At 71.8% G+C, this 19,531-nt stretch carries 15 protein-coding genes and 1 pseudogene; 8 read left to right on the forward strand and 8 right to left on the reverse strand.

Going from position 1 to position 19,531, the window contains the following annotated elements; genetic code table 11:
* Window position 1 precedes the first annotated feature (1 nt).
* A pseudogene (locus tag OG897_RS14960) lies at window positions 2–442 on the reverse strand (LuxR C-terminal-related transcriptional regulator); the annotation flags it as partial.
* Window positions 443–605: 163 nt separating this feature from the next.
* Between OG897_RS14960 and OG897_RS14965 the strand changes: the two are divergent.
* Window positions 606–1,379: a polysaccharide deacetylase family protein gene (locus OG897_RS14965; protein ID WP_266657003.1), complete on the forward strand. Its 774-nt coding sequence runs from the start codon at window positions 606–608 to the stop codon at window positions 1,377–1,379.
* A 46-nt stretch (window positions 1,380–1,425) separates the two neighbouring features.
* On the opposite strand, the gene OG897_RS14970 is transcribed toward OG897_RS14965, so the two are convergent.
* Entirely contained in the window at window positions 1,426–2,568 is a 1,143-nt protein-coding gene (locus tag OG897_RS14970) for a serine hydrolase (RefSeq protein WP_266657005.1), read from the reverse strand.
* A 177-nt stretch (window positions 2,569–2,745) separates the two neighbouring features.
* On the opposite strand from OG897_RS14970, the gene OG897_RS14975 reads away from it, so the two are divergent.
* The 3 genes from OG897_RS14975 to OG897_RS14985 all read left to right on the forward strand — a co-directional run bounded on the left by OG897_RS14975 (window position 2,746) and on the right by OG897_RS14985 (window position 6,654).
* Window positions 2,746–3,432 (forward strand): TetR/AcrR family transcriptional regulator, encoded by a 687-nt coding sequence (locus OG897_RS14975; protein WP_266657007.1) that lies wholly within the window; start codon window positions 2,746–2,748, stop codon window positions 3,430–3,432.
* A 205-nt stretch (window positions 3,433–3,637) separates the two neighbouring features.
* Window positions 3,638–4,309 (forward strand): DUF4097 family beta strand repeat-containing protein, encoded by a 672-nt coding sequence (locus tag OG897_RS14980; RefSeq protein ID WP_266657009.1) that lies wholly within the window; start codon window positions 3,638–3,640, stop codon window positions 4,307–4,309.
* A gap of 68 nt (window positions 4,310–4,377) precedes the next feature.
* Window positions 4,378–6,654 (forward strand): DPP IV N-terminal domain-containing protein, encoded by a 2,277-nt coding sequence (locus tag OG897_RS14985; protein ID WP_266657011.1) that lies wholly within the window; start codon window positions 4,378–4,380, stop codon window positions 6,652–6,654.
* A 51-nt stretch (window positions 6,655–6,705) separates the two neighbouring features.
* Here OG897_RS14985 and OG897_RS14990 read toward each other — a convergent pair whose 3' ends face one another.
* On the reverse strand, window positions 6,706–7,560 hold the full coding sequence (locus OG897_RS14990; protein WP_266657013.1) for a dienelactone hydrolase family protein: 855 nt from the start codon (window positions 7,558–7,560) through the stop codon (window positions 6,706–6,708).
* 101 nt (window positions 7,561–7,661) lie between these two features.
* Between OG897_RS14990 and OG897_RS14995 the strand changes: the two genes are divergently transcribed.
* Complete coding sequence (locus OG897_RS14995; protein WP_266657015.1) at window positions 7,662–8,654, forward strand: GlxA family transcriptional regulator; 993 nt, start codon at window positions 7,662–7,664, stop codon at window positions 8,652–8,654.
* 65 nt (window positions 8,655–8,719) lie between these two features.
* Here OG897_RS14995 and OG897_RS15000 read toward each other — a convergent pair whose 3' ends face one another.
* From OG897_RS15000 to OG897_RS15015, 4 genes are all read right to left on the reverse strand, one after another.
* Window positions 8,720–9,595 carry a geranyl diphosphate 2-C-methyltransferase gene (locus tag OG897_RS15000; protein ID WP_266657017.1) on the reverse strand — a complete coding sequence of 292 codons (876 nt, stop codon included), beginning with the start codon at window positions 9,593–9,595 and terminating at the stop codon, window positions 8,720–8,722.
* A gap of 83 nt (window positions 9,596–9,678) precedes the next feature.
* On the reverse strand, window positions 9,679–10,995 hold the full coding sequence (locus tag OG897_RS15005) for a family 2 encapsulin nanocompartment cargo protein terpene cyclase (RefSeq protein ID WP_266657019.1): 1,317 nt from the start codon (window positions 10,993–10,995) through the stop codon (window positions 9,679–9,681).
* Window positions 10,996–11,093: 98 nt separating this feature from the next.
* Window positions 11,094–12,503, reverse strand: a complete 1,410-nt coding sequence (locus OG897_RS15010) for a family 2B encapsulin nanocompartment shell protein (protein ID WP_266657021.1) — start codon at window positions 12,501–12,503, stop codon at window positions 11,094–11,096.
* A gap of 355 nt (window positions 12,504–12,858) precedes the next feature.
* Window positions 12,859–13,758, reverse strand: coding sequence for a TauD/TfdA family dioxygenase (locus tag OG897_RS15015; RefSeq protein ID WP_266657023.1), 900 nt, complete (start codon window positions 13,756–13,758; stop codon window positions 12,859–12,861).
* A 294-nt stretch (window positions 13,759–14,052) separates the two neighbouring features.
* On the opposite strand from OG897_RS15015, the gene OG897_RS15020 reads away from it, so the two are divergent.
* Window positions 14,053–15,015 carry a pyridoxal-phosphate dependent enzyme gene (locus OG897_RS15020; protein ID WP_266657025.1) on the forward strand — a complete coding sequence of 321 codons (963 nt, stop codon included), beginning with the start codon at window positions 14,053–14,055 and terminating at the stop codon, window positions 15,013–15,015.
* Window positions 15,016–15,059: 44 nt separating this feature from the next.
* Here the strand turns inward: OG897_RS15020 and OG897_RS15025 are convergent, their stop codons facing one another.
* A complete protein-coding gene (locus tag OG897_RS15025; RefSeq protein ID WP_266657027.1) occupies window positions 15,060–16,073 on the reverse strand; it encodes a GNAT family N-acetyltransferase in 1,014 nt (337 codons plus the stop codon).
* A 322-nt stretch (window positions 16,074–16,395) separates the two neighbouring features.
* Between OG897_RS15025 and OG897_RS15030 the strand changes: the two genes are divergently transcribed.
* Both OG897_RS15030 and OG897_RS15035 read left to right on the forward strand, forming a co-directional pair.
* On the forward strand, window positions 16,396–18,174 hold the full coding sequence (locus OG897_RS15030; protein ID WP_266657028.1) for an MFS transporter: 1,779 nt from the start codon (window positions 16,396–16,398) through the stop codon (window positions 18,172–18,174).
* A gap of 85 nt (window positions 18,175–18,259) precedes the next feature.
* A complete protein-coding gene (locus OG897_RS15035) occupies window positions 18,260–19,483 on the forward strand; it encodes a nitrate/nitrite transporter (RefSeq protein WP_266657029.1) in 1,224 nt (407 codons plus the stop codon).
* Window positions 19,484–19,531: the final 48 nt, after the last annotated feature.

Below are 19,531 nucleotides of genomic sequence, written 5' to 3' on the forward strand. Positions count from 1 at the left end.
TTCAGGCGGGATCTCCCCGGAGATGGGCGAGGACGGCGAGGACGCGTCGGTTGCCCTCAGCGGGGTCGAGGTCGAGCTTCATGAAGATGTTGCTGGAGTGCTTGACCACGGATGCCTCGGTGACCGTGAGGCGTCGCGCGATGGACTGGTTGTTGAATCCCTGGGCCATCAGGCCCAGGACTTCCCGCTCGCGGGGAGTGAGCCTGCGCAGTGGTCTGCTCTCGGTCTGCTGGGCGAGCAGGACGCGCACCACCTCGGGGTCGATCACCGTCTGGCCCCCCGCCACCCGGTCCAGGGTGTCCAGGAACTCCGAGACCTCGCCGACCCGGTCCTTGAGCAGGTAGCCGAGCCCCGCCGTTCCCCGGTCGCCGCCGCCGAGCAGGTGGGTGGCGTAGGCGGTGGCCACGTACTGGGAGAGGACGAGGACGGGCAACGTCGGCTCCCGGACGCCGCACTCGACGGGGTGACGGGGAGTTGTCCGCGAAGTCCTCCGGAATTGTCCTTGATCGGTAACGGGCGCATCCACCGGGCTCCGTCCCTCGTCCTGCCAGGTGGTCGCGAAGCGATCGGGGACCGGTGAGGAACTGCGGGAAAGAGGGACCGACATGGCACGGCACGACAGCGGGCGGGGCTGGTACGGCAAGGTCGTCGGGGCGGCGCTCGGGGTGGTGGTGCTCGCCGCCGGAGCCTCGGTGTGGACCGCACAGGCGGGAACCGAGAGCGGCTCGCCGTCGAAGCCCAACGCGGCGGGTTCCGTGGCCGGTTCCGTTGAGCCGGTCGCGGCGACCATCGCGCACGCATCGGACGCCGGGCCGCTCGGCGTCAATCTCACCATCGACGACGGGCCCGACCCCGTGTGGACCCCCCGGGTCCTCGACCTGCTGCGGGAGTACGGGGTGAAGGCCACGTTCTGCATGGTGGGGACGCAGGCGCAGGCCCACCCGGACCTCGTGAAGAGGGTCGTCGCGGCCGGGCACCGGCTGTGCGACCACTCCGTGTCGCACAACACCGCCATGGACAAGAAGTCCCAGCTCTACCAGTCGCAGCAGATCCGCGACGCCGAACGCATGATCACCGAAGCGTCCGGGGGCGTACGGCCGATGTACTACCGGGCGCCCGGCGGAGCCTTCACCCCGTACAGCCGGGGGCTCGCCGCCGGCCTGGGCATGCGTCCGCTGGGGTGGAACGTGGACTCCAAGGACTTCGAGCGGCCGGGTACGGACGCCATCGTCGCGACCGTCGAACGGGAGCTGCCGAACGGACCGACACTCCTGTTCCACGACGCGGGCGGCGACCGCACCCAGACCGTCGAGGCGCTGCGCCTGCTCCTCCCCCGGCTCACGGCGCAGGGTTACTCCTTCGGCTTCCCGGTGCGCTGAGGCGAAGGGCCCGCAGGAGTCGGTCGCAGGAGTCGCAGGGCAGGGGTCAGCCGTACATCGCCTGGTCGTAGAGGGCCGCGAGTGCGTCGTCGACGGGGTGGGGTTCGAGGCCGCCCGAGGGGCCGGGGCGCTGCCACCTCTGCAGGTTGAACGCGACGGCCAGCTGCCGCCCGCCGTCCGCGCGGATCATGGCGAGCGTGCCCGCGCCCCAGACCGTGCCGCCGTGCCCCCAGAAGGTCTCCCGGCCGGGGGCTCGCATCGGGTACATGCCGAGGCCGTAGTCGATGGGCTTGCCCTCCTGGGAGATGATCCGGACGGTCTGCTGCATCTGTGCCAGGGCGGCCGGGCTGACGATGTCCCCGGCCATGAGCTGGGCGTAGAACCGGTTGAGGTCGGCGACGGTGGAGATGAGCGAGGCCGAGGGGCCCGCGTAGGACATGTCGAAGACGCTGAAGTCGCGCGGCGGGTCGATCATGCCGAACCAGGACTCGTAGAGGCGGGAATGGGGGCCGTCGATGTGCGGCCCGGTGGGGAACTCGGTGTGACGGAGTCCGGCGCGCTCGATCACGTGCTGCGTGATGTGCTGCTCGGCCGGGGTGCCCGTGACGCGTTCGATGAGGGCGGCCATGAGGAGGTAGTTGGTGTTGGAGTAGAGGCCCGGGGCCGCGCCCGGGGGGCTGAAGGCCGGTGCGGCGACGCCCAGTTCGATGAGTTCGGTGGGGTCGAAGCGGGTGAACCGGTGTTCCTCCAGGCTTTCGGGGCCGGTGGCTGTGACGACCGGCATGCCCTTGAGCGAGGGGTAGACGTACGGAAGGTACTCGGCGAGGCCGCTGGAGTGGTTGATCAGCATCCGGACCGTGATGGTGTCGCCGGGTAAGCCGGGGACCAGGTCCGGGAGGTGGTGGCCGACCGGGGCGTCGAGGTCGATCCTGCCGCTGTCGACCAGTTGCAGCACGGCGGCGGCGGTGAAGGTCTTGGTGACGCTGCCGATGCGGTGCTTCAGGTCGGCGGTGACGGGGCGGCCGGTGGCGAGGTCGGCGACACCGGCGGCGCCGCGCCAGGTGTGCTCACCGTCGCGCACCTCGGCGAACAGGCCCGGTACACCGGCGCGGTGGACGTTCTCCAAGGCTGCGTTCAGCGCTGCGGAATTCAGTGGGACGTGCAAGGGGTGCGTCCTTTCGTCGTTCACGCGGTGGGCTCCGTCTCGGAGGCGCCACCCCGGACAGCAGGGCACGACCGGCATGCGGGACCGGCTGTCGCCGGGCCGTCGGGCAGGCCGTTGTCCTCATTATGCACGCGGTGCGTGCAACGCCAAGTGCATTGGTGTTGGCGTGAGTTAGGGTGATGATCCGGTGAGAGGAGCGACATGACGGGCCGCAGGCGCTGGTCGACCGAAGAGATCCTGGACGCGGCGGCGGAGCTGCTGCGCACGAACGACGCGGACTCGTTCAGCGTGCGCAAGCTGGCCGCGGTGCTCGGGACCGATTCCTCCAGCCTGTACCGGCACTTCCGCAGCAAGACCGAGTTAGTGCGCGCGGTCGCCGACCGGGTGCTGCTCGGCGTCATGGAGGGCTACCGGCCCGAGGGCGACTGGCAGCAGCGCATCACCGCTCTGGCGCTGCGCGTGCGGGAGGCTTTCGGGGAGCAGCCGCAACTCGCCGCCGCCTGGGGACGCTACGCGTCGAGCGGCACCGGTTCCCGGATGGTCATGGAGCAACTGCTACAGGCACTGCGGGAGTCGGGACTGCCCGACGAGGAGATCCCGGCGCACTACCACCGGATCACGGTGCTCCTCGTCGCGTTGATCGCCTCCGAGGCCGGGGTCAGCACCATCGGCCCGGTGGAGTACGAACAGGGCATGGAGCTCTTCCGCGTCGCGGTCCTCGGCGCCGACCCCGAACGCTTTCCCGCCGTGGCCCACTTCGCCCGCGACGTCAAACCCCAGGGCGCGGACCGCCGCGCCGCGTTCGAAGAGATCCTGGCCGCCCAACTCGCACACGTCGAGCGCTCCGCCCGGCCCTGGTCGGCAGGGCCCCAGGACATCCCGTCATAGCGTTCACCTTCATTCCATTGCAATGTAACGCGTGGACGCTATTGCATTAGGCGAGAAGCCGTTGCAACGATATCACCATCCTCACCTGCCCAAAGGGGAATTGGATGCAACGAATCTGTTGCCTGAATGGTGAAGGCAACGTAGCGTTCAGGTCGTCGGAAAGAACGAGCCGGACGGGAAACCGGCCAACACGAAGGACGCCGCCATGCAGCAGTTCGCCACCCCCGCCGCCATCACCGCCCACCTCGACATCCCCGCCGGAGGCATCCGTCTGACCGCCTCCGACCGCACCGACACCACCGTCGAGGTCCGCCCCGCGAACCCCTCCAAGAGCCGCGACGTCAAGGCCGCCGAGGAGACCACCGTCGACTACGCGGACGGCGTCCTGCGGATCACCGCCCCCACCCCCAAGAACCAGGTGCTCGGCTCCACCGGCGCCGTCGAGATCACCGTCGAACTCCCCGCCGGTTCGCACGTCGAGGGCAAGACCGCCACCGCCGAGTTCCACACCGTCGGCCGCCTCGGCGAGGTCACCTACGACAGCGCCCACGGCAGCGTGAAGCTCGACGAGACCGCCGGGGCACGGATCGGCCTCCAGGCCGGTGACATCCAGGTCGGGCGGCTCGGCGACGCGGCCCGCGTGTCCACCGCCAAGGGCGACATCACGATCACCGAGGCCGTGCGGGGCGAGGTCACCCTGCGCACCGAGGCCGGGAACATCACCGTCGGCGCCGCCCGAGGCACCTCCGCCACCCTCGACGCCGGAACCACGTACGGCCGCATCGTCAACACCCTCCAGAACGCCGACGGCGCCGACGCCGCGCTCACCCTCCACGCCACCACCTCGTACGGCGACATCACCGCCCGCAGCAACTGACCCCACCCCAGACACCACTGACACCCCACCACCACCCACGACACCCGCGCCGCGGAAGGGCAACGAACATGAGCACCACCGAGAACTACCAGGCCGCCGAACAGCTTCTGCGCCGCCCCGCCCGTCCCGGCGAGCTCGTCACCGGAGACAGGGTCAGGCCGCAGTGGACCGACGGAGGGGCCCGGTTCTGGTACGCGGTGAACACGGGCTCCGGCAAGAGATTCGTGCGGGTCGACCCGGCGGCGGGCACCCGCGAGCCCGCCTTCGACCACGCGCGGCTCGCCGCCGCACTGGCCTCCGCGTCCGGCCAGCAGGCCGACCCCGAAGGACTGCCGTTCATGGGCATCCAACTGACCGACGACGCCGTCGAGTTCGACGCCTTCGGTGCGTACTGGAGCTGCCGACTGGACAGTTACGTCTGCGAGCCCGCCGAGTTCACCCCGCCGGGCAACCCCCTCGAAGTACCCTCCCCCGACGGCAAGTTCGCCGTATCGCGGCGCGGGCACGACCTGTGGGCGCGCTCACTGGCCGACGGCAGCGACTGGGCCCTGACCACGGACGGCATAGCCCACCACCAGTACGGCACGGGCCCCGAGTCCACGGGCAACTCCACCCTCCTGCGCAAGATCGGCCTGCCGTACCTGCCTCCCTCGGTGGCCTGGTCGCCCGACTCGACGAAGGTGCTGACGCACCGGACCGACGAGCGCGAGGTCCGCGAGACCCACCTCGTGGAGGCCGCGCCCGCCGGCGGCGGCGCACCCGTCCTGCACTCCCAGCGGTACGCCCACGCCGGGGACGCGCACATACCGCTGGCCGAACTCGTCGTCCTGGACGTCGCGTCGGGCACCGTGGTCCGCGCCCAGGGCGAGCCGCTGCTCATGCCCGCGATGTCCCCGGTCACGGCCCAGTGGGCGTGGTGGGCCGAGGACGGCTCGGCGGTGTACTTCCTGGCCCGGCCGCGCCACCTGCGGACGCTCTCCCTGCACCGGATGGACCCGGCGACCGGCGAGGTCACCGTGGTGCTCAGCGAGTCCGGCGAGACCCGGGTGGAGCCCAACCAGTCCTACTACGAGCCGCCGCTCGTACGGGTGTTGGCCGACGAGGTGCTGTGGTACTCGCAGCGCGACGGCTGGGGCCACCTCTACCGGTACGACCTGCGCACCGGCGCGCTGCTCGGTCAGGTCACCTCGGGCCAGTGGGCGGTGCGGGAGATCCTGCGCGTCGACGAGACCTCGCGGACGGTGTACTTCACCGCCGCCGGGCTGGTCGAGGCGGATCCCTACCGTCGTACCGTGTGCCGCGTCTCGCTGGACGGGTCCGGCTTCGCCAAGGTGACCGACGACGACCAGGACCACGTCGTCACCATGGCCCCGGGCCAGGAGTTCTTCCTCGACTCCGCGTCCACCGTCGACACTCCCCCGGTGTCCCGCGTCGTCGACGTCACCGGGCGGGTGCTGGTCGAGCTGGAGCGGGCCGACGTCAGCAAGCTCGCCGCGACCGGCTGGACCGCGCCGGAACGGTTCTGCGTGAAGGCGGCCGACGGGGAGACGGACGTCTACGGGGTGCTGTACCGGCCGCGCGGCTTCGACCCCGCCGCGAGCTACCCGGTGGTGGACAACGTCTACCCCGGCCCGCAGGTCGCCCGGGTCGCCCCGAGCTTCGACCCCGGCGGCATGGGCATGGACGCCGAACCCCTCGCCGCGCTCGGCTTCGTGGTGGTGGCGCTGGACGGGCGCGGCACCCCGGGGCGGAGCAAGGCGTTCCACGACGCCTCGTGGGGACACCTGGGCGATGCGGGCGCTCTGGCCGACCACGTCGCGGCGCTGCGGCAGTTGGCGGCGACCCGGCCGTGGATGGACCTGGACCGGGTGGGTGTGCTCGGCCACTCCGGCGGCGGGTTCGCGGCGGCGCGGGCGCTGCTCGACTTCCCCGAGACGTACAAGGCGGGCGTCGCCATGTCCGGCTCGCACGAGGCGCGCTGCTTCAACCCGGGCTTCGTCGAGACCTACGACGGCGCGGACGCCCCCGAGGCGTGGGCCCGTACGTCCAACGTGGAGCGCGCGGACCGGCTGGCCGGGAAACTGCTCCTGATCCACGGCGAGTTGGACGACCAGGTCCACCCGAGCCACACGCTGCGGCTCGCCGACCGGCTCGTCGCCGCGAACAAGGACTTCGAGCTGCTCCTCGTGCCGGGCGCCGAACACACGTTCATCGACTGCATCGCCTATGTCCGTACGCGCTCCTGGGACTTCCTGGTGCGCGAGCTGCTGGGCGCGCAGCCGCCCGCCTACCGCCCCTCCCCCATCGCCATCGGCCCGGAGCTGCTGGCCGAGATGTTCGCCTGAGCACGACGTGCCGCATGACGTGCCCCCTACGGCATGCCACTGAGCCGTACGTCATGGCCTGGGGCCCCGCGTTCCTTCCGCGCGGGGCCCCAGGCGTGCCGCCAGGTACGCGAGGATCTCATCCCTGGCCCGCACGGTGGGGTGGCCCTCCTCGTCGACGAGGTGGGCGGTGACGACGCTGTGGGCGCAGCCGACGACATCGCGGAAGAAGGGCGGCGGGTCGGTGTTCGCCGCCTCGGCCGGAAGGACACGGCCGTCGAAGGCGTCGCCGAGCAGCTTCCGGTACGCCGCGAAGCGCTGGCCGGTGCACCAGGTGTCGTTCTCGAAGCGGTACGCGAGGACCTTGAGCCCGTCCCGTTCGACGCGCTCGGCCACGGCGGCGGCGTCCTCGTCGCTGAGTTCCAGGGCGCCGGGGTCGTCGAGCGGGAGCGACGGGTGGTTGACGACCGGGGCGACGACGGCGGGTTCGAGCGCCATGGTCAGGGCGAAGTTGCCGGTGAAGCAGAGGCCGATGGCGCCGACTCCCGGCCCGCCGCACTCGTCGTGCGCGAGGCGGGCGAGGCCGCGCAGCCAGCCGGTGACGGGGCTCGTGCCGCCCCCGGCGAAGGCGCGGAACTCGGCGCTGACGCAGGCGCGCTTGACCACCGTCTCGCGTGCTTCGGCCAGCGGATGGGCGCCGTCGACGCCGAAGAGCGAGGGCAGGTACACGGTGAAGCCCGCGTCCCGGATCCAGCGGGCGAAGCGGGCCACGTCGGGGCTGATGCCCGGCATCTCGGGCATCAGGACCACGGCCGGTCCGGTCCCGGCGACGTACACGGTCTTGTGGACGTCGTCGATGCCGACGGTGCGCCGGGTGAAGTCGTCCAGGGGGTCGCGCTGTCCGCGTGTTCCGGGGGTGAGGGTCATGCCGGTGATGATCCGGAGTGGTCCGTGGTCCCGGGAAGCGGCGGTATCGCCAGGTGTCCGGGTAATCTCGCCATCCGTGTTCCGGCGGCCGGAGGGGATCCATGAGTCCGTTGCGGGTGAGCGTGCTGGCCTATCCGGGCTGTTTCGCCTCGGAGGTGTACGGAGTCCCGGACCTCCTGACCATGGCGGCCCACGTCGCCGCCGCGCGGGGGGACGGACGACCTGCCTACGAGGTCACCGTCGTCTCTCCCCGGCGGCGGGTGGCCGCGTCCGGCGGCGCGGGGCTCGACGTGTCGGCGGTGCGCCCCGCCGACGTCCTGATCGTGCCGGGCTTCGAGCCCCCGCCCGCGCCCGACCTCGCTGCGACGCTCGCGCAGCTGGGTCCCGAGGTCGCGACGATCCGCGCGCAGGAGGCAGCGGGGACGGCCGTCGTGTCGATCTGCGTGGGCGCGTTCCTGCTCGCCGAGGCCGGGTTGCTCGACGGGCGGGGGGCCACCACGTCCTGGCTGTACGCGGACCGGCTCGCCCGCCGGTATCCCGGCGTGCGCCTGTGCCCGGAGAGCCTGGTGGTGACGGACCGGGGGGTGACGACCACGGCGGGCTTCAGTGCCATGTACGACTTCGCGCTCCAGCTGATCCGCCAGCACCACGGCCCCGGAGTCGCCCGGAGCACCGCGCGCATCGCGCTCGTCGACGACGCGCGCTCCACCCAGGCCCCGTACGTCGACTCGGCGCTCCTGCCGACCCCGGGCCGGGAGTTCTCGCTGAGCGTCAAGCGGTGGCTCGACCAGCATCTCGACGCCCGCTACGATCTGGCCGCCCTCGCCCGGGAGTTCCACGTCAGCACGCGCACCCTGCTGCGGCGCTTCGGTGAGGAGGCGGGCGAGTCGCCGCTCGCGTACGTGCAGGCGGCCCGGGTGCAGCGGGCCCGGCACCTGCTGGAGACCACCGAACGGACCGTGGCGCGCATCGCCGCCGAGGTCGGGTACCGCGACCCCGGGACGTTCACCGGCATTTTCGCCCGGCACACGGGCCGTCGGCCCCGGGAGTACCGTGCGATGTTCCAGCGGGGCGGCGCGCGGAGCACCGGCTGACCCGCCCGCAGCAGCGGGGCCGGAACCGCGCGGCGTGCGGTTCCGGCCCTCGTGCGCGACCGGGGTCAGACCCGGTCGGCGGCGATCAGGACGTACTGGAAGGAGCCGTCCTCGTACGCGTTGATGAACGCCTCCTCGATGCCCGTGACCAGGGAGGACGTCGCCCGGAGCTTCCAGTAGGGCAGTGTCTCGGGCGTGAGGTCGATGACGGCCTGGGGGACGAGACGGTTGTCGGCCATGGCGCGCAGGTACTCGCGGCGGGAGTGGATGTTGCACTCGAAGTGGGCGTTGATCTGCGAGACCCACTTGGAGGGCTGGCCGTACCGGGGGTTCCAGCAGCCGGTGATGGTGACGTACCGGCCGCCGACCTTGAGGACGCGGGAGTGCTCGGCGAAGAGGTCGTCCAGGTCGACGTACATGGTGGACTCGTTGTTCCACGAGGCGGCGGCCTGCCCCTTCTCGAAGGGCATGTCGAGCATGTTGCAGACGCGGGCGCGGACGTGGTCGTCGATGCCGAGTTCCCGGGCGCGCTGGTTGCCGAACTCGGCCTGCTTGGCGGAGAGGGTGACGCCCTCGACCTTGCAGCCGAAGCGCTGGTGCGCCATGACGCTCGTGCCGCCCCGGCCGCAGCCCGCGTCCACCAGGGTGTCGCCCTGCCCGATGTCGCCGAGGTGGTCGAGGAGGAGGACGGACTGGGCGGATTCGAGGCGGTGGAGTTCCGTGACGAGCTTCTTCTCGGCCTCGCTGTCCTCGGGACCGCCGAGGGCGGCGTGGTCGACGTCGCCGATGCCGTAGTGGTGGTGGTAGAGCCCGTCGACGTCGCCGAGGCGCAGGTTGACGGGCCTGGCCTCACCGTCCCAGTAGCGGGCGATGTCGCCCTGGTAAGGGGTGGAGGGGGCGGGCACGAAAGCGGAGGTGGTGCTGGTCACAGATGGTTCCATTCTGTTCGTAAACGGCATGACGGCATAACGGCCTGGCGGAAGGACGGCGTATCGGAGCGAGAGCGACGGTGCTGCGGCCCGTGTCACCAGAAGTCGGGCAGGGTGTAGCGGTAGGTGTTGGTCATGTGCCACCGGTGGTTCCCGTCGACCCAGGCGGCCACGCCGCGCAGGAAGCGCTGCACGCTCGGCGCGGGGCAGGCGACGGCCAGGGCGGCGGCCTCGGACTCGAAGGTGTGCATGAGGTCGTTGTGGACCTCGATCGCCTTGAGGTAGGCGTCGCGTTCGGAGAGGTTCTCGCGTGCGGCGAGCACCACGGGCAGGTTCAGGTGCGTGCCCGGGGAGGCGAGTTCCTTCGTGTACGAGTAGAGGTCGTTGACGATCGTGGTGGCGTTGCCCGCGAGGGCGATGACGCGCTGCATGGCGGGCTGGGCGTGCAGGTCGGCGGGGAGTTCGTAGCCGCCGACGGTGTCGGTGATGGTGGGGCAGGGGCGGAAGTTGTTGAACTGGCGCATCGCCAGGTACTCCCACACCTCGGGTACGCGGTCCTCCTGGGCCCACGCCGCTTCGGCGAGGTACCCCAGGTGGAGCCGGGCCATGTCGTGGCGGAGCCGGTCGGCCTGGGAGGGGCTCGCCGCCCCGGCGAAGTACTCCATCGCGGAGCGGTACGCCCGGCGGGGGGCGTCCGCGTGGAGGGACTGCGCCCACTCGGGTTCGTACTCCTTGGTCGTGTGCAGGGGGTCGAGGGCGGTGTGCGCGAGGAGGAGCCGTTCGCCGAGGCCCTCGGGCGAGCCGCCGTGGTCCTCGCAGTAGCAGTCGTCGACGGCGTTCTCGGCGACCATCAGGCGGGTGGCGAGCATCAGGTGGTCGACGGTGGGGGCGTCCGGGTGGCAGCCGACCATGTATCCGGCGACGGAGAAGCCGTCGAACTCGTCCTCCCAGTCGTCGGGGTAGAGGTCGACCTCCTCCAGTGCCCAGGACTTGATCCGGCGGCTGATCTCCGCCACGCGTACGGGGTCGGGTTCCGGTACGGGGTGGAAGTAGAGACCGGGGATCGGGCGGCCCGCAGGCTCAGCAGGGGGCTCTGAGAGCGGTTCCGCAGCGGTTTTCGGCAGCGGTTCCGTGAGTGCGGTCAGGCGCAGGCCCGCCGTGCCGAGACCGCGCGGGCCACCCAGGAGCCGGGCCAGGTCGGGGGGCGTCTCCGCGACGGGCGGCGCAGGGGCGGCGGCCGGGGGCGCGACCTCTGCGGACGGTCCCGGCAGGGACGGGACGCGGGGCGGGCCTCCGGTGGCTGCCGCGAGGTCGAAGGCGCGGGCCGACGCTTCGGCGAGGACGTGCGCCCCGAAGCGTGCGGCGGACTCGGGCAGGGTCGACTGCACGGGGGCCGGATCGGGCGGGGGCATGGGGCTCCTTGGCCGGATGGGCTGGGTGGTCGGGTGGTCCGGAAGCTCGTTCAGGAGCTGGCCCGGGAGCTGGTTCAGGACCTGGTCCGGGAGCTGGTTCAGGAGCGCCAGTGCCCGATCTGTACGTTCTCCAGCACGCCGAGCGCGTCCGGAACCAGGACGGCGGCGGAGTAGTAGGTGGTGACCAGGTAGGAGATCAGGGCCTGTTCGCTGATGCCCATGAAGCGGACGGAGAGACCGGGTTCGTACTCGTCGGGCAGTCCGGTCTGGTGGAGGCCGATGACGCCCTGGTTGTCCTCACCGGTACGCATGATGAGGATGGAGCTGGTGTTGTCCTCGGTGATGGGGATCTTGTCGCAGGGCAGGATCGGTACGCCGCGCCAGGCCCGCACCAGCTCTCCGCCGATGTCGACCTGCTCCGGGCAGAGGCCGCGCGCGTTCCACTCACGGCCGATCGCCGCGATCGTCCGGGGGTGGGCGAGGTAGAACTTGGAGCCCCGGCGGCGGCAGAGGATCTCGTCGAGGTCGTCCGGGGTGGGCGGTCCGGTGCGGGGCTGGACGCGCTGCTTGAAGTCGGCGTTGTGCAGGAGCCCGAACTCCCGGTTGTTGATGAGCTCGTACTCCTGGCGCTCGCGCAACGCCTCTACGGTGAGCCGCAGTTGCTCGGCGGTCTGGTTGAACGGGCCGTTGTAGAGGTCCGCGACGCGGGTGTGGACGCGCAGGATGGTCTGGGCGACGGAGAGTTCGTATTCGCGGGGCTTCAGTTCGTAGTCGACGAACGCGCCGGGCAGCCCGTGTTCGCCGGTGTGCCCGGCGGACATGGCGATCTCGGCCTCGCCCTTGTGGTTCTGCCGCTGGCGCGGCAACGACCTGAACTCCTCGATGTGCGCGCGCAGGGCGGGCGCGGTTTCCCGTACGGAGTCGAAGTCGGCGCGGGACAGCGTCAGCAGGGTGCCCGCCGTGTCGGCGGTGGCGGTGTACCCCCAGTGGGCGTCGGGGTCCAACAGGGACTGGTCGCCGAAGCGTTCGCCGTCGGCGAGTACGGCCACCGACTGCTCGTCGCCGTACTTGCCGACGGAGGTCTGGCTGACGCGGCCGTGGGCGATCAGGTACAGCCGGTCGGCGGGCGCGCCCCGTTCGACGAGCGTCTCGCCCGCGCGGAAGTCGCGCTGTTCGCACCGGTCGGCGAGCGCCGTCAGGACGTCGAGGTCGTCGAAGCCGCGCAGCGGGGCGAGTTCACCGAGTTCGCGGGGGATCACACGGACGTCGGCGCCGTCCTGGACGAAGTCGAGGCGCCCGTCGCCGACGGTGTAGGTGAGGCGGCGGTTCACCCGGTAGGCCCCGCCCTTGGTCTCCACCCAGGGGAGCATCCGCAGCAGCCAGCGGGAGGTGATCTCCTGCATCTGCGGGGCGGACTTGGTCGTGGAGGCGAGGTTGCGGGCGGCCGCCGTGCCCAGCGACTGCTGGGGCGATGTCACCTGCGTGCCGGGGCTTGTGTCAACGCTCATCGGGTGGGCTCTCCTTGATCGGCGCGGCAATCGGCATGTACCCGTTACCGGGGCAAAGCGGAGTAAGTGCATTGCAATGACGGGGAATCCGTCCAGACACCGGGGACAGTAGCCACCGGTTCGGCCCTTCGGCCCGCAGAATCGGGTGACATTAACTCGATACGATGATCGTGCTCGCGTGAGGTTTGCCCCGCTACCGATGGGATTCAGCCGCGTGCGCGGGCGCGAAGGGGCGCTCGGCGCGGCCCCCGCACGCCCCGGAGCCTCCGGGCAGGGCAGGAATTGGCCAGGTGCGGGCGCACGGCCCGTGGCGGTTTCCGAACACATCATCTATAGGGGCCGGAGAGGACCCGGTTCAGTCCGCCCAGGCCCGGGTGAGGCAGCGCTGCCGGAGGGGGTCGGGGTGGTCGGTGAAGGCGGTGCGGCCGTGCAGCACGCTGGTGTTGTCCAGCAGGAGGAGGTCCCCTCGGCGCAGGCTCACGCGCAGCAAGAGGCTCGCGTCGGCGAGCAACGCGTCGAAGGCGTCGAGGGCGCGGGTCCTGTCCGTGCCGAGGGGGTCGCCCGCCGCCCGGTGGCCGCGTTCGATCTGGTGCCGGTTGTAGTGCACCGTGAGCCGGTCGTCGCACCGGGCGAACACGGGGCCGGTTCGCGCGAGTCCGGGTTCGGTGCCGAAGTGGAAGTCCCCGTACAGCAGGGGAAGTTCACCGGGCCGCGTCGCGGCGAGCCGGTCGTGCACCGTGCTGCCGCTGATCAGGAAGGACTCGCCGCCGGTGGGTGCGGGCCTGACGCACAGCAGGGCGAGCAGGCGGGGCGGCCCCGGCGGTCCGGCGCGGTCGGTGTGCGGGGCGAGCGCGGGTTCCCGCGGTGCGAGGACCGGTTCCTCGGGGCCGCTGCCCGGCACGTTCGTACGGTCGACGGGCACGGGCGCCCCCGGCGGGCGGGCCGCGCCGAGCAGGTGGTCCTGGGGGGCCGCGGATTCGTGGGGGCGCGGCGTGCCCGCCAGGGAGACGATCTCCTGGCCCAGTCCGGCGCAGTCCTGGTCGCTGAGCCCGTCCAGCCGCAGGCCGCGCAGGACGGCCAGTCCGGGGCCTTCCCGCAGGGCGGCGAGCAGACGGGCCGTCAGATCCGGCGGCAGCACGGCCTGCCCGGAGGGCCGCATGTCGGGCCGGAAGTACGGTAGTTGGATCAGCCAGTCCTCCTCCCGCAGGGTGGCCGGGTCCCATGCGTACGGTCGTCCGACGACGGACTCTTCCATGAGCGCCCCTGGCCTCGCGCGGTACGGAGCCCCTGTCGGCGCACCCCGAGAACGAGGACATGCATTCCCCGCCCGGCACGGGTGAAGCGCACGGACGGGGAAGGAGCACGGGCTGCGGAGAAGACCCGGGCCACGCCACGGCCTGCGGAGAAGGCCCTAGCCACTCGGATGACGTGTTCGTCGGCGGGCACCTCGCGTCACTCGCGCCCCAGTAATTCGAGTCGGACCGGGGGCGAACCGGGGCAGGATGGGAACAGCACCCCGCCCGGCCCACCCGTTTGCGTAAGGACACACATGACACTCCCGGTGACCCTGGACGACATCCGCGACGCCGCCACACGGCTGAAGGGCGTCGTGCACCGCACCCCCGTGCTGCGCTCGCGCACGCTGGACGAGCGCGTCGGCAGCGAAGTGCACCTGAAGTGCGAGAACTTCCAGCGGATAGGCGCGTTCAAGATCCGAGGCGCGTACAACGCGATCTCCCGCCTCTCCCCCGGCCAACTCGCCAAGGGCGTCGCCGCCTTCTCCTCCGGCAACCACGCCCAGGCCGTCGCGCTGGCCGCCCGTGAGCTCGGCACGACGGCGGTGATCCTCATGCCCGAGGACGCCCCCCGTTCCAAGGTGGAGGCGACGCTGGGCTACGGCGCGGAGATCGTCACGTACGACAGGTACGGGGGCGACCGGATCGAGCTCGCCGGAGCCCTGGCGGCGGAGCGCGGGCTGACGCTCATCCCGCCGTACGACCACCCGGACGTCATCGCGGGGCAGGGCACCGCCGCGCTGGAGCTGATCGAGGAGAGCGGTGAACTCGGCCTGCTGGTGGCCCCGGTGGGCGGCGGTGGGCTCATCGCCGGGAGCTCCACCGTGGCCAAGGGACTGTACGGCGGCACCCGGGTCGTCGGGGTCGAGCCGGAGGCCGGGGACGACACCAAGCAGTCGCTGGAGGCGGGCAGGCGGATCACCGTGCCCGTGCCGCGCACCATCGCCGACGGCCAGGCGATCCAGAGTCCCGGCGAGCTGACCTTCGCCGTCAACCAGCGGCTGGTGGACGCGGTGGTGCTGGTGAGCGACGACGAGATCCGCGACGCGATGCGGTTCGCCTTCGAGCGGCTGAAGATCGTCGTCGAGCCCAGCGGCGCCACCGGGCTCGCCGCGCTGCTGACGGGACGGATCGGTCAACTGCCGCCCAGGACCGGGGTGATCGTCTCCGGCGGCAACGTCGACGCGGACCGCTTCGCGGAGCTGTGCGCCCCGTGAACTGAGGTGCCGCCCGCCCCGTGCTCCTGCCGTGCGTACGGCCGTCAGTTCGTGTGCGGTCCGCCCAGGGGGATCGCGTACGTCACGGACTCGCGGTCGGCGACGAAGCCGGTCTGCTCGTAGAAGCCCAGCGCGCCGCTCGGGTTGGCCGTGTCGACGGTCAGCGAGGCCGTGTCGTAGCCGGACCCGTCGGCCGTGCGCAGCAGGTCCGCGAGGAGTGCGGGCGCCGCGCCCCGGCCGCGCCAGTCCCTGCGCGTACCGAGGTAGCCGACGTGGCAGTCCCTGCTGCCGGTGGCCGCCGTGTCCGCCTCGTTCTCCTCCGCGAGGAGGTACGCGACCACCTCGTCGCCCGCCACGAGGAGGCGGGACATCGCGGGCCGGAAAGCGCTCACGCCCGTGACCCAGGTCCGCCAGTCGGCGGCGTCGAGGCGGGTGAAGTCCCAGTGGTCGCGGAAGGCGTCGTTGTGGGCGAGGCGGGTGGCCTCCTCGTACTGCGAGCCGTACGGGACGAGGCGGGTGCCCTCGGGGGCGGGGCGGGGCGCGGCGTCCCGCACGCCCTTCAGCGGGTGCTTCATCAGGAACCACCAGCGGACGGGGGTGAAACCGCACTTCTCGGTCAGCCTGCGCAGCCCCTCGTCCCCGGCCTTGCCGCCGAGCAGCAGTTCGCCCGGCAGGGCGGACAGCTCCGCGTCGGCCGCGTACCGGTCCTTGGCGCGGTCCTGGAGCCAGGCGACGAGCCGGGTGCCGATGCCGCGCCGCCGCCAGTCGGGGTGCACGGCGGCGTCCCCGCCGAAGCGCGCCCCGTCGACCGCGCCGTGCGGGGTGTGCAGCACGGCGTACGCGATCATGCGCGGCCCCTCCCACAGGGCGACGCTGTCGCGCTGGAGGTCGAGCTTGGGATCGTCCAGCGATTCGGCGAGTTCGACGGCGCCGACGTGGTCACCGGTGCGGTCGGTGCTTTCGACGGCTTGGTGGAGCTCGTGCCAGGCGGGGACCGCGTCCTTGGTCAGGGGGCGGGCGGCCAGGCCCTCCGTGGCTATGGCGTCCTGTCCCTGCATGTCTGCCGTCCTTTCGCCGGTGCGGCCCGGCGGGGGGTTCCGCGCCCGGGGCCTCGAACGATCAAAGCACCATCCTGGCAATGACGGCATTTCGGGCAAGCGCCGGGGGCGGCGGAAGCGGGCCGCGAGCGGGGCCGAGATCGGCCCCCGGCCAGGCTCGCGGTGCGGCCCGTGGTCCGGCCCGTGGTCCGGCCCGTGGTCAATGAAAGGTCAAGGATCTCTTCGTACGGCGATCATCGGAATAGTCGCCTCGGGAGACAGGTTCGAGTTACACGTACCCCACCCGCACCCTGCCCGAGACAGCCCCCGGAGGCCCCACCTCATGCCACAGCCGACGACCACCACGCGCCGAACAGGCGGCGTCGTCCCTGTTCTCGCCTTCTCCGGCATCGTCGTCGCGGTCATGCAGACCCTGCTCGTGCCGGTGATCAAAGACCTGCCCGCACTCCTGAGCACCTCCCCCTCCAACGCCACCTGGGTCATGACCGCGACCCTGCTCGCCGGTGCCGTCTCCACTCCGATCATGGGCCGCCTCGGCGACCTCGCGGGCAAGCGCCGGATGCTGATCACCAGCCTCGCGATCATGGTGGTGGGGTCGCTGGTCTGCGCCTTCACCGACCAGCTCCTGGTGATGATCGCGGGCCGGGTGCTTCAGGGGTTCGCCATGGGCGCCATCCCGCTCGGCATCGGCCTGATGCGCGACATGCTGCCGCCCGAGAAGCTCGGCTCGGCCATGGCGCTGATGTCCTCGTCCATAGGCGTGGGCGGCGGACTCGCCCTGCCGGTCGCCGCCCTCGTCGCCCAGCACGCCGACTGGCACGCGCTGTTCTTCGGTGCGGCCGGACTCGGCGTCGTGGCGATCGCGCTGACGCTCCTCGTCGTGCCGGAGAGCCCGTTGCGCGCCAAGGGGACCTTCGACGTCGCGGGCGCGATCGGCCTCGCCCTGGGTCTTGTCCTGTTCCTGCTGCCCCTCACCAAGGGCAGCGACTGGGGCTGGGGCAGCGGCAGCACGCTGGGGCTCTTCGGTGCGGCGGTCGCGGTGCTCCTCGCCTGGGGCGTGATGGAGCTGCGGCTGAAGGCGCCGCTGGTCGACCTGCGCACCACCGCCCGCCGCGAGGTGCTGCTCACCAACCTCGCCTCGATCATGGTCGGCGTCGCCTTCTACGCGATCTCGCTGGTCCTGCCGCAGCTCCTCCAGCTGCCGTCCGCCACCGGCTACGGCCTCGGCCAGTCGATGGTCGTCGCGGGGCTGTGCGTGGCACCGCTCGGCCTGACCATGATGTTCACCGCGCCCCTCTACGCCCGGCTGTCCGCACGGTACGGGCCGAAGGTCACGCTGATCCTCGGCATGCTGACCATCGCGATCGGTTACGGCGCGGGGCTCGGCCTGATGAGCGCCGCCTGGCAGACCGTCGTCATCTCGGTGGTCATCGGCGCGGGCATCGGCCTCGCCTACTCCTCCCTGCCCGCGCTCATCATCGGCGCGGTCGACCCGTCCGAGACGGGTGCGGCCAACGGGCTGAACACCCTGATGCGTTCGATCGGCACCTCGGTGTCGTCGGCGGTCATCGGCATGGTGCTGGCCAACACGGCGCAGCACGTGGGCGGGGTCGCGATCCCGACGATGCACGGCTTCCGCGTCTCGTTCCTCATCGCCACGGGCGCGGTCCTGGTCGGCGTCCTGCTCGCCCTGTTCCTGCCGGGCCGCCGCAGGGCCGCCGCGCAGTCCCACGGACAGCAGACCCACGGACAGCAGAGTCACGGACAGCTGCGTGCCAGCAGCGAGGAGGACGCCCTCCTGGCACGCGCCGAGGAGGCCCTCGCGGCGTTCCGGGGCCGGGTACTGAGCCCGACGGGTACGCCCGTCGCCGGTGCCAGCGTCACGCTGATCGACCGGCGCGGCCGCCAGGCGGGTGCGGCACTGACCGACACCGAGGGCCGCTACGCGCTCGCGGTGCCGACCGGGGGCCCGTACGTCCTCGCGGCGAAGGCGTCGGGACACGCCCCGCGCGCGGCGGCGGCCACGCATCACGGGGAGGCCCGCCCGGTCCGCCTGGACCTGGCACTGGACGCGGTCGCCGAGGGCGCCGTACAGGGGTGACGGTGCGTGCGCGGGGCCGTACAGGGGTACCGCGTACGGCCCACTCCCCCGCGCCGACGGGCCGTGCGGTGACTTCACTGGCCGTATGGACACCGCGCACCCCCGCAGGACCGACACCGTCGACAGTGCCGGGGCGGGGCCGCCCGCCGCCGCGTACCGCAATCTGCTCGTGGCGACGCTCGGGTTCACGCTCACGTTCTGGGCCTGGGACCTGATCGCCCCGCTGGCGGTCGGCTACCAGGACCGGCTCGGCCTCAGCTCCTTCCAGCAGTCGCTGCTCGTCGCGGTGCCGGTGCTGGTGGGGTCGCTGGGGCGGATTCCGGCGGGTGCGCTCACCGACCGGTACGGCGCGAAGCTGATGTTTCCGCTGGTCTCGGCGCTGACCATCGTCCCGGTACTGCTGTTGATTCCGGCCAGGGACAGCTATCCGCTGATGCTGCTCGTCGGGTTCCTGCTCGGTCTCGGCGGCACGACGTTCGCGATCGGCGTCCCGCTGGTCAACTCCTGGTTCCCACCGTCCCGCAGGGGCTTCGCCCTCGGGGTTTTCGGCATGGGCACGGGCGGCGTCGCCCTGTCCGGGTACTTCACTCCGCGCATCGCCGCGCACGGCGAGAACCTCCCCTTCGTCGTGGTCGCGCTCGCGCTCGCCGTCTTCGCGGTGCTCGCGGCCGTCCTGATCACCGACCGCCAGGACCGGGCCGTGCCCACGGCCTCGCTCGCGACCCGGCTGGGGCAGGCGGGCCGGCTGCGCGTCACGTGGGAGCTGTCGGCGCTGTACGCGATCGGGTTCGGCGGCGTCGTCGCGTTCGGCGTGTACCTGCCGACGTACCTGAAGACCTGGTACGAGCTGTCGCCGACCGACGCGGGCACCAAAGCGGCCGGGTTCGCCCTGGTCACGGTGGTGTTCCGGCCCATCGGCGGGCGGCTGTCGGACCGCTTCCACCCCGCTGTGGTCACGGCCGGGGCGCTGGCGGTCGTGGCGCTGTTCGCCGTCGTGCAGGCTTTCGACCCGGCACTCGGTCCGGTGGGGACGATCGCGCTGCTGGCGCTGGCTGCCGGGCTCGGGGCGGCGGGCGGCAGCGTGTTCGCGCTCGTCTCGCAGGCGACGCCGCAGGACCGGGTGGGCAGCGTCACCGGCATCGTCGGGGCGGTGGGCGGACTCGGCGGCTTCGTACCGCCGTTGCTGATGGGGGCCATCTACAGCGCCAAGGACTCCTACTCGATCGGCTTCATGCTGCTGTCCGACCTGGCGCTGGCCGGGTGCGTGTACGCGTACGTGCGGATGCGCACCCTACGCACCTCCGCGTAGCGGGTCGGATCGCGGAGCCCCGAAAGCCGTGGGGCCCGTCCGGACGCA

The organism is Streptomyces sp. NBC_00237 (assembly GCF_026342435.1).
GTDB lineage: Bacteria > Actinomycetota > Actinomycetes > Streptomycetales > Streptomycetaceae > Streptomyces.

What these genes read in the sequence shown, in the direction of transcription:
- OG897_RS15000 (WP_266657017.1), bottom strand. Translation starts at nt 9,595, where the DNA reads ATGGAACCATCTGTGACCAGCACCACCTCCGCTTTCGTGCCCGCCCCC.
- OG897_RS14975 (WP_266657007.1), top strand. Translation starts at nt 2,746, where the DNA reads ATGACGGGCCGCAGGCGCTGGTCGACCGAAGAGATCCTGGACGCGGCG.
- OG897_RS15035 (WP_266657029.1), top strand. Translation starts at nt 18,260, where the DNA reads ATGGACACCGCGCACCCCCGCAGGACCGACACCGTCGACAGTGCCGGG.
- OG897_RS14980 (WP_266657009.1), top strand. Translation starts at nt 3,638, where the DNA reads ATGCAGCAGTTCGCCACCCCCGCCGCCATCACCGCCCACCTCGACATC.
- OG897_RS14965 (WP_266657003.1), top strand. Translation starts at nt 606, where the DNA reads ATGGCACGGCACGACAGCGGGCGGGGCTGGTACGGCAAGGTCGTCGGG.
- OG897_RS14995 (WP_266657015.1), top strand. Translation starts at nt 7,662, where the DNA reads ATGAGTCCGTTGCGGGTGAGCGTGCTGGCCTATCCGGGCTGTTTCGCC.
- OG897_RS14990 (WP_266657013.1), bottom strand. Translation starts at nt 7,560, where the DNA reads ATGACCCTCACCCCCGGAACACGCGGACAGCGCGACCCCCTGGACGAC.
- OG897_RS15005 (WP_266657019.1), bottom strand. Translation starts at nt 10,995, where the DNA reads ATGCCCCCGCCCGATCCGGCCCCCGTGCAGTCGACCCTGCCCGAGTCC.
- OG897_RS15010 (WP_266657021.1), bottom strand. Translation starts at nt 12,503, where the DNA reads ATGAGCGTTGACACAAGCCCCGGCACGCAGGTGACATCGCCCCAGCAG.
- OG897_RS15025 (WP_266657027.1), bottom strand. Translation starts at nt 16,073, where the DNA reads ATGCAGGGACAGGACGCCATAGCCACGGAGGGCCTGGCCGCCCGCCCC.
- OG897_RS15030 (WP_266657028.1), top strand. Translation starts at nt 16,396, where the DNA reads ATGCCACAGCCGACGACCACCACGCGCCGAACAGGCGGCGTCGTCCCT.
- OG897_RS14985 (WP_266657011.1), top strand. Translation starts at nt 4,378, where the DNA reads ATGAGCACCACCGAGAACTACCAGGCCGCCGAACAGCTTCTGCGCCGC.
- OG897_RS15015 (WP_266657023.1), bottom strand. Translation starts at nt 13,758, where the DNA reads ATGGAAGAGTCCGTCGTCGGACGACCGTACGCATGGGACCCGGCCACC.
- OG897_RS15020 (WP_266657025.1), top strand. Translation starts at nt 14,053, where the DNA reads ATGACACTCCCGGTGACCCTGGACGACATCCGCGACGCCGCCACACGG.